Origin of the sequence: Streptomyces beijiangensis (assembly GCF_017315755.1) — a bacterium.
Classification (GTDB): Bacteria; Actinomycetota; Actinomycetes; order Streptomycetales; family Streptomycetaceae; genus Streptomyces; species Streptomyces beijiangensis.
In genome coordinates this window covers 1-6,454 of sequence record NZ_JAFLRJ010000670.1, presented here as the reverse complement: position 1 = coordinate 6,454, position 6,454 = coordinate 1, and the positions used below count along the sequence as shown (strand labels likewise).

6 protein-coding genes are annotated in these 6,454 nt (G+C 68.1%); 3 read left to right on the top strand and 3 right to left on the bottom strand.

The annotated features are described in order from the left end of the window. Positions 1 to 536: RDD family protein (locus J0695_RS38145; RefSeq protein ID WP_206969429.1), on the top strand; the 536-nt coding region annotated here is incomplete at its 5' end. Positions 537 to 540: 4 nt separating this feature from the next. On the opposite strand, the gene J0695_RS38140 is transcribed toward J0695_RS38145, so the two are convergent. Continuing rightward, positions 541 to 831, bottom strand: coding sequence for a hypothetical protein (locus J0695_RS38140; protein WP_206969428.1), 291 nt, complete (start codon positions 829 to 831; stop codon positions 541 to 543). Positions 832 to 1,205: 374 nt separating this feature from the next. Here J0695_RS38140 and J0695_RS38135 point away from each other — a divergent pair, with 374 nt between their 5' ends. Beyond that, positions 1,206 to 3,593, top strand: coding sequence for an immune inhibitor A domain-containing protein (locus J0695_RS38135; RefSeq protein WP_206969427.1), 2,388 nt, complete (start codon positions 1,206 to 1,208; stop codon positions 3,591 to 3,593). A gap of 122 nt (positions 3,594 to 3,715) precedes the next feature. Beyond that, positions 3,716 to 4,012, top strand: a complete 297-nt coding sequence (locus tag J0695_RS38130) for a hypothetical protein (RefSeq protein WP_206969426.1) — start codon at positions 3,716 to 3,718, stop codon at positions 4,010 to 4,012. 209 nt (positions 4,013 to 4,221) lie between these two features. On the opposite strand, the gene J0695_RS38125 is transcribed toward J0695_RS38130, so the two are convergent. Together J0695_RS38125 and J0695_RS38120 are read right to left on the bottom strand one after the other, a co-directional pair. Then, a complete protein-coding gene (locus tag J0695_RS38125; RefSeq protein ID WP_206969425.1) occupies positions 4,222 to 4,806 on the bottom strand; it encodes an isochorismatase family protein in 585 nt (194 codons plus the stop codon). Between the two features lie 119 nt (positions 4,807 to 4,925). Next, on the bottom strand, positions 4,926 to 6,254 hold the full coding sequence (locus J0695_RS38120; protein WP_206969423.1) for a nicotinate phosphoribosyltransferase: 1,329 nt from the start codon (positions 6,252 to 6,254) through the stop codon (positions 4,926 to 4,928). Positions 6,255 to 6,454 lie beyond the last annotated feature (200 nt).

Genomic DNA, 6,454 nt, shown 5'->3' with positions numbered 1-6,454 from the left:
AACCACTGCCGCCGCCGTACGACAATGCCCCGCCCTACGACCCGAACGCGTACGGCGGCGGCAGTGGTTACGGCGCCGCGGACCCGCTCTCCGGGATGCCGCCGCTGGCCCCGAGCGGCAAGCGCGTGCTGGCCAGGCTGATCGACATCGTGATCATCACGGCGGTCGTCTGGCTGATCTCGCTCATCTTCGGCGGCTACAAGTACGACACGGACCACGTCAACTACGGCCGCTCCATCGGACAGGGTCTGCTCGGCGCGGTGCTCTACATCGGCTACGACGTGCTGATGACGGTCAAGCAGCAGGGCCAGACCGTCGGCAAGCGCGTCATGAAGCTGCGGACCGCCAATCTCAACGACGGTTCGACGCCCACCGTGCAGACGGCCTTCGTGCGCGCCGCGGTGCTGTGGCTGCCCGCGGTGTTCTGCTGCGCGTGCATCTGGACAGCGATCTGCGGCGGCTGGAGCTTCTTCGACAAGCCGTACAAGCAGGGCCTGCACGACAAGGCAGCGAAGACGGTCGTGGTCGAGGCCTAGAGCCTCATCGCCGCAGCGAATGCTCGCTCACTCGCTCGGCACCCGCCCGGGTGGTACGGGGCTGCGGGACCCTGGTGGGAGGTACGGAGGCGGCGGCGTGGTCCTTGAGGGCCGCGCGCGCCGCCTTCGGCATGGGGACGGTCAGCGCGACCAGCAGCCCGAGTACCAGGGCGGCGAGGACGATGACGGCCACTCCGACGCCTGTCTGCGTCTGGGAGAGCAGCAGCATGGCGACGGTGGAGAAGATGACGGTGGCCGAACCGTAGGAGAGCTGTGCGGCAGTCGGACGCGGCATGGCGATATCCGTCCTCGGGACAGCGATGGGGGAACAAGTCGGTCTCGACTGAGGGAACCATCTCGGCGAGCGACTCTATTCCGACGGATGCCCGAGCGGAACGGTTGGTAAGCGTGACCTAACCCACGGTGGGGGGTCATGGGGGGCGCACGGAGTCATCCCCCCATCCAACTGGCGAGACGGGCGCGCCGGTTGAGCGGTGCGCGGGGGGCTGCGCGACGAGATTCGAGAGTGTTCGGATACCGGGAACGCCCATTCGCATAATGCAGTTACCATGCCCAAGTCAAGATCTGTTATTTCTTCCTCACCTCCGGTCAAATGGCGTCACTTGTGACGCGTGGCGCGCTTGCGCCACGGAGGAGGGGAACTTTTAAGTGACCACGAAGAGACGGGCGTTGCGATCCACCGCCGTCCTCATCACCCTCGCGGCAACTGCCGCGACCGGAGCGGCCATCAGCTCGGCGCAGGCCGACACCAAGGCTCCCGCGGGCATTGACCGCCGGGACCCCGGCACTGTGAACGGCCAGAAGCACGACATCGACGGCCCGTTCAGCAAGCAGCAGGACAAGGAGCGCCAGGCCGCGCTCGAGCAGGTCATATCCGGTTCCGCCAAGGTGCAGCAGCGCGGCGCTTCCAAGGTCGTCAAGCTCGACGACAAGAAGTACGTCGAGCTGGGCCGCGAGAAGACCGACAAGATCTTCACGGTCCTCGCGGAGTTCGGCACCCAGGTCGACGACACCACGATGTTCGACCCGGACGGCGAAGGACCCAAGCCGCCCGTCAAGAAGTACGGCGGCGCCCCCGGCCCCGCGCACAACGAGATAGCCTCGCCGGACCGTGCGAAGGACAACAGCACGGCCTGGCAGGCGGACTACAACCAGCAGCACTTCCAGGACCTGTACTTCGGTACGGGCAAGAACGTGAACTCGCTGAAGACGTACTACGAGAAGACCTCGTCGGGCCGCTACTCGGTCGACGGAGAGGTCTCCGCGTGGGTCAAGGTTCCGTACAACGAGGCCCGTTACGGCTCGAACTACTGCGGCGCCAGCAACTGCGCCAACGTGATGGACCTGGTCCGCGACGGCGTCACCGCGTACGCGGCGGACCAGAAGGCCAAGGGCCGCACGGACGCGCAGATCAAGGCGGACCTCGCCCAGTACGACCAGTGGGACCGCTACGACTTCGACGGCGACGGCAACTTCAACGAGCCGGACGGCTACATCGACCACTTCCAGATCGTGCACGCGGGCGAGGACGAGTCCGCCGGCGGCGGCGCTCAGGCCACCGACGCGCTCTGGGCCCACCGCAGCTACGCCTACGGCACCGGCGCGGGCAAGACCGGCCCGGACAACAACAAGGCCGGCGGCACCCAGATCGGCTCCACCGGCATCTGGGTCGGTGACTACACGATGCAGCCGGAGAACGGCGGCCTCGGTGTCTTCGCCCACGAGTACGGTCACGACCTGGGCCTGCCCGACCTGTACGACACCACCAACACCGCCGAGAACTCGGTCGGTTTCTGGTCCCTGATGTCGGCGGGTTCCTGGCTGGGCACCGCTTCGAACGCGATCGGCAACCTGCCGGGCGACATGACCGCCTGGGACAAGCTGCAGCTGGGCTGGCTCGACTACGACACCGCCAAGGCGGCCACCAAGTCGACGCACAAGCTGGGCGTTTCGGAGTACAACACCAAGAACAAGCAGGCGCTCGTCGTCTCGCTGCCCGACAAGGCAGTCACCACCTCTGTCGTGAAGCCCGCCGAGGGCTCCAAGCAGTGGTGGAGCGGCATGGGCGACAACCTCAACAACACCCTGACGCGCTCCGTCGACCTGACGGGCAAGACGTCGGCCTCCCTGGACCTCTCGGGCTGGTGGGACATCGAGAAGGACTTCGACTACCTCTACACCGAGGTCTCCACGGACGGCGGCGCCAACTGGACGCCGATCGACGGCACCGCCGACGGCGCGCAGATCACCCGCGACGGCAGCGACCAGCCGGCCCTGACCGACGTCTCGGGCGCGTACAAGAAGCTCTCGTACCCGCTCAACGCCTACGCCGGCAAGAAGATCGACGTCCGCTTCCGCTACACCTCGGACGGCGGCGTGGCCCAGAAGGGCTTCGCGGCCGACGCGATCACCGTCACCGCCGACGGCGCTGCGATCGTCACCGACAACGCCGAGGGCGACGACAACGGCTGGACCGCGAAGGGCTTCTCGCGCATCGGTGAGTCGTTCACCAACGACTACCCGCAGTACTACATCGCCGAGAACCGCCAGTACGTCAGCTACGACCAGACGTTGAAGGTCGGCCCGTACAACTTCGGCTTCACCGCGACCCGTCCGGACTGGGTCGAGTACTACTCCTACCGTCCCGGTCTGGTCATCTGGCAGTGGGACACCTCGCAGGCGGACAACAACGTCAGCGCCCACCCCGGCCAGGGTCTGATCCTGCCGATCGACGCGCACGCCAAGCCGCTGAAGTGGGCGGACGGCACGCTGCTCCGCAACAAGATCCAGCCGTTCGACGCCGCGTTCAGCTGGCTCCCGGTCCCGGGCTTCACGCTGCACAAGGCGGACGTGGCGACGCGCATCAAGCCGCAGCTGGGCGTCCCGGTCTTCGACGACCACAAGGGCACCTACTGGTACGAGGAGAACAAGACGGGAAGCGTGCAGGTTACTGACACGAACACCCGGATCTCCATCGTCCAGCAGCCCCTGAGTGGCTCGACGATCACCGTTCAGGTTGGTGCATCGCACCGCTAAAACGCATCACCGCAGGTCAAACCATGATCGGCCGTCGCCCTCTAGCGGGCGGCGGCCGATCGTGTTTAGGTGCGTCCTACGGACTCTTATTGACACGACGTCTCACGGGGGAGATGAATGACATGCCCGGTGGAGGATTTGCCAGACTTCCGAACGGCAGCGTGGTGGTCGCTCTCACACTGCCGGTCGACGAGCGCAGGATCCGCATCCTGGTGCACGCGGGGAACCGCGCCCGCGCCCTGACGAGGCTGCGGAACCTGGGCCTGCGGGCGGTCTACCTGCGGGGCAACGCGCAGCCGCCGACGCCGGACGAGATCACGGCGGTACTGCACCACCCGGACGGCCTGCTCTGGCGCACGGCACCAGAGGCGACGGAGGAGCTCTGGCACCCGATACGAGCACTGAAGATCACGGCGTAGACCAACCCGCGGGTACGGGCTCGGGCCGGCAAAATCTGCCCGCAGATGCGAGAGCGCACCGGGAAAATCGCTCTGCGGGTGCGAGCCCGGATCGGGCAGAATCTGCCCGCGCGTATGAGCTGACGTCGGGCAAAATCAAGCCCCTCCGGCGATTGAGGAGCGGGGTCCGGGGCAGCGCCCCAGGGCACAGGCCGCGCCTGCAGCCCCGCTCACACCACCGGCTTACCGCTCAGCTCGACGCCGGCGCCCCGCATCTCCTCCAACGCCCGACCCGTGGTCTCCGCAGAAACCCCCGCCGTGAGATCCAGCAGCACGTGGGCCGCGAACCCCGCCCGCACCGCATCGAGCGCCGTGGCCCGTACGCAGTGATCCGTGGCGATGCCCACCACGTCCACCGCGGTCACCTCACGCGCCCGCAGCCAGTCCGCCAGGGTCTGGCCGTTCTCGTCGAGCCCTTCGAAGCCGCTGTACGCCGCCGCGTACGCCCCCTTGTCGAAGACCGCGTCGATCGCACCCGACGCGACGACCGGTGCGAAGTTCGGGTGGAACCCGACGCCCTCCGTACCGGCGACACAGTGCACCGGCCAGGAGTGCACATAGTCCGGGTTCGTGGAGAAGTGGTCACCCGGGTCCACATGATGATCACGGGTGGCCACCACATGCCGGTAGCAGGCAGGCGCCTGCCCGATCAGATCGGTGATCGCGGCGGCCACATCCGCACCACCCGCGACCGCCAGGGACCCGTTCTCGCAGAAGTCGTTCTGCACATCGACGACGATCAAGGCGCGGTGCATGGCGGTGTCCTTCATCGGGAGAGAGCGGCCAGTCCAGCGTAGAGAATTCACCGGGCTTACGGCAGTGGGCAATCGGCGCGTACCCGGCGCACGCGCCCCCATGTCGTACGCAGCCGCACTTACGCGTACTCGGTGGGGATCACCGGCTCGCCCCGCGACAGCTGGATCGCCGACATGGGCAGCGTCGCCCGCACCGCCAGATGCCTCTCCCGTACCGCGTCCAGCGGCTCGCGCGCCACGATCTCCCCGCCCTTGACCAGCTCCACCAGCAGCTGCCGGTCCACGAGCTCGGCCGGTACGGGACCGGTGCCGATGACCTCGGCCTCGGCGATCCCGTCCGCGTCCGTGCGCCGCGCGGCCCACTTGCGGCCGCCGATCGAGTACTTGCCGCCCATCGACTTCTTCGCCACCGAGACCAGCGGGTCCTTCGGGTCGGCCGAGGCCGCCCGCGCCACCAGCTTGTAGACCATCGAGCAGGTCGGGTGCCCGCTGCCGGTGACCAGCTGCGTGCCCACTCCGTACGCGTCGACCGGGGCCGCCGCCAGCGAGGCGATCGCGTACTCGTCCAGGTCGGATGTCACCACGATCTTCGTCTCCGTCGCGCCCATCGCGTCCAGTTGCTGGCGCACCTTGTGCGCGACCAGGAGCAGGTCCCCGGAGTCGATGCGCACGGCGCCCAGACCGGGCCCGGCGACCTCGACGGCCGTCCGTACGGCCTCCGCGACGTCGTAGGTGTCGACCAGCAGCGTCGTCCCGCTCCCCAGCGAGTCCACCTGCGCGGTGAAGGCGTGCCGCTCGCTGTCGTGCAGCAGGGTGAAGGCGTGCGCGCTGGTGCCCACGGTCGGGATCCCGTACCGGAAACCGGCGGCCAGATCGGAAGTGGTCGCGAATCCGCCCACGTACGCCGCCCGCGCCGAGGCCACGGCCGCCAGCTCGTGCGTGCGCCGCGCGCCCATCTCGATCAGCGGCCGGCCGCCCGCGGCGGCGGACATCCGCGAGGCCGCGGCGGCGATCGCCGAGTCGTGGTTGAGGATCGAAAGGATCACGGTCTCCAGGAGCACGCACTCCGCGAACGACCCCTCCACCCGCATCAGCGGGGAGCCGGGGAAGTACACCTCGCCCTCCGGGTAGCCCCAGATGTCGCCGGTGAAGCGGTACGAGGCCAGCCACTCGGCGGTCGCCGCGTCGACGATGCCGTTCTCGCGCAGGAAGGTCAGGACCGGCTCGTCGAAGCGGAAGTTCTCGACGGCGTCCAGGACGCGTCCGGTGCCGGCCACGACGCCGTAGCGGCGCCCCTCGGGCAGCCGGCGCGTGAAGACCTCGAAGACGGAGCGCCGCTCGGCCGTGCCCGCCTTGAGGGCCGCCTGGAGCATGGTCAGCTCGTACTGGTCCGTGAAAAGGGCTGTCGACGGAACGTCCACCGGCAGTCCCAGGTCCGCAGTGTTCATACGACGGATGTTACCCCGATCTCGTCAGAGTGACGAGATCTAAGGGCCCATGTGTGCGATGCCCTCTGCGGGGTGGCAGCATGGGCAGGGACTGTGATTCCCGGGGCCGATCCCCGGACCCCCGGCCGAGAAGAACAGGTTGCCCCGCACCGTGAGTGTTGCCCCGGTAGAGATCGAGCGTCCCGACTCGGCCGAGTCGG